Below are 2,502 nucleotides of genomic sequence, written 5' to 3'. Positions count from 1 at the left end.
ATCAATGATTTTACTTTGAGTTTGTATTCTTTGTTCTATTTTCATCATTAGTGATACAATTTTTTCTTGTTCAAGTTTACCTGGCATGCACATATATAGCTCGTTAAAATTTGAAGAAGTAATTCCATATATCTTGCTTCCATTAGCAATTTTAAATATTTGTTCTTTCATGGGTTTAGATTTAAAATAAAAACCTTTAAATCCCTTTATTATAAAATTTACTTTATCTCTTGCATGAATTGTGTGCAAGCCTGAAATTGTTTTTTGTTTTACTTCTTCAATTATTTCAATAGATTTGCCTACATCTTCTCTATCTTCAGAAGCATCAGCGAGAATTAAATCTCCAATTTTCAAAAGAGTGTATTTTTTTGGATAATATGCAAGCTTAATATAAGGTATTAAATCACTTTTAACATCTATACATGTTGTTTCAAAACCGTTATGTATCAAACCATAATGTATATTTTTTAGCTTAGAAATATCATAAGATAATTGATCCCAAGATAATGAATTAGTTGGATAGGTTTCTAATAAATCAGAAACACGATATTTTGTCCAATTATCTCTGAATAAAGGAAATCTCAAATAATAGGAACATAAATAATTTTAAAGCAAAAAATTTATCCATTATACATTGAAAAATATGAATTAATTAAAAATATAGTTAATTCATGAAAATTAATTATATTTAATGTTTTGTAATTTTACATTTGAAACAAATACAAATACCTTAATTTTGTTTCTTAATATTTGGCATTAATAAAACATATTATATGTATATCAATTTTTAATGATAACTAATAAATAATTTAAATATCATTAATTAATATATTTTTGGATTTTTATATAGAAAAAAGTAGAGCAACGCAGGCGTTGCTCTACATAAAACTTTCGTTTTTGTCCTTCAATATATTATATGCATTTTTCGCATAAATAGTCAACTATTTTTTTTACAAATTCATAATTTGACGTAAATATATTATCTTTAATAAAATATTCACTATGTTTAACAAATCTTATATTAATTAGATCTTGCAAAATATGTAATTGTTTTTCTTTTAATATAGGACTAGTACAAACTTCATTAAACAAAAATAAGGTTGCTATAAAATCATGTATAATTGGATTAGCAATTTTTTTCTTTCTGGCACTTTTACTAATATGAGGTACTTTTGTTAATAAAGATACTAATTTTTTATTGGGCTCTATAATATTTTTCTTACTGTTAAATAAGTGCGTATGTGTATATGGCTTTCTTAAAGTATTTAATAAACAATTATTATGAGCTGAAGCATTTCTAATGAATTTCAATGGCCATAGTAGATTATTTATTGTTTGAGATTTATTTTCTGGATAAAGTTCATAATATAACTCAAATAATTTAATAAAATCGCCAAAAGATAACACTTCTACAATATTCCATACAGCCCAATTATTTTCATACTTATGAATTAGATCAGCACAAGCAGAATCATTCTTTTTGAAATCAATATTGTGTTTAATATAAGGATATTTTTGAAAAAAATGACCAACAATATTATACCCATCTTCTTTTTCATTATTTGTTAAATCATTGATTAATTTCACCTTCAAAAAATGCTCTGTATCTAGTGATAATTTAATAATGTATTCTCTTAAATACATATCAAGTTTAGATAATTCTACTAAGTACTCAAAATCTAAATGAATATATTGCTTTTTTGATTCATTGTATTCAAAAGATTTAGCAAAAGATTTTATTTTAAAATAATATGTATTATATGTTAAATATTGTAATGCAGATTGCTCATCTATAATTTCAAATTTAATGTTTTTATTTTTTAAATTTTCTATTTGTTGGGAAACTGAATACTTTTTTCGCAATGAAACCACCTCTAACATATTCTATCACTATTTTGTCAAATAAAGTAGATAAATTTGATTTTAAATAGAAATATTTACTACTATTATGTTTCTAATTTGAGATTTAACAATTATGAATATGATTGGAAATTAACAAACATTAAAAAGTGTTCAACTAAATTAGAATATGGTCTAGACGCATCTGCTATTGATTATGATGGTGTACATAAATATATAAGAATAACAGATATTGATGATTCTACAAATATATTTAAGGATAATGACCTAACTTCACCAAATTATTTTGATGAAAAATATAGACTAAAAGAAGGCGATATTCTATTTGCAAGAACTGGTGCTAGTGTAGGAAAAACTTATCATTATGATATTAATGATGGCGATTTATATTTTGCATGATTTTTAATTTCTGCTCATATTAATGAGGAAGTAAATTCGAAATTCGTTTTTTATAATACACTTACGAACAAGTATAAAAAATGGGTTAAGATAATGTCAGCGAGATCTGGTCAACCTGGAATTAATTCCGAAGAGTATGGGTCTTATAGTTTTTATATTCCAATAAGAAATGAACAGGATAAAATTGCTAAATTGCTTACTAAAATAGACAATCGTATTCAAACTCAAAGTAAAATCATTGAT

The 2,502-nt window shown here is 23.5% G+C and carries 4 protein-coding genes; 2 read left to right on the top strand and 2 right to left on the bottom strand.

What is annotated here, in order from left to right:
- Together BMW96_RS13800 and BMW96_RS13795 are read right to left on the bottom strand one after the other, a co-directional pair.
- Nucleotides 1-585: restriction endonuclease subunit S domain-containing protein (locus tag BMW96_RS13800; RefSeq protein WP_143050767.1), on the bottom strand; the 585-nt coding region annotated here is incomplete at its 3' end.
- A gap of 327 nt (nt 586-912) precedes the next feature.
- On the bottom strand, nt 913-1,863 hold the full coding sequence (locus BMW96_RS13795; protein WP_157796064.1) for an Abi family protein: 951 nt from the start codon (nt 1,861-1,863) through the stop codon (nt 913-915).
- A 54-nt stretch (nt 1,864-1,917) separates the two neighbouring features.
- On the opposite strand from BMW96_RS13795, the gene BMW96_RS13790 reads away from it, so the two are divergent.
- Both BMW96_RS13790 and BMW96_RS14900 read left to right on the top strand, forming a co-directional pair.
- Nucleotides 1,918-2,259 carry a restriction endonuclease subunit S domain-containing protein gene (locus BMW96_RS13790; RefSeq protein ID WP_092357162.1) on the top strand — a complete coding sequence of 114 codons (342 nt, stop codon included), beginning with the start codon at nt 1,918-1,920 and terminating at the stop codon, nt 2,257-2,259.
- 6 nt (nt 2,260-2,265) lie between these two features.
- Nucleotides 2,266-2,502, top strand: a 237-nt coding sequence (locus BMW96_RS14900; protein ID WP_177165865.1) for a restriction endonuclease subunit S, incomplete at its 3' end; no start/stop codon positions are given.

Origin of the sequence: Thomasclavelia cocleata (genome assembly GCF_900102365.1) — a bacterium.
GTDB classification, from domain to species: domain Bacteria; phylum Bacillota_I; class Bacilli_A; order Erysipelotrichales; family Coprobacillaceae; genus Thomasclavelia; species Thomasclavelia cocleata.
The sequence above is the reverse complement of the archived record's forward strand: the minus strand, read 5'-3'. Positions and strand labels throughout refer to the sequence as shown.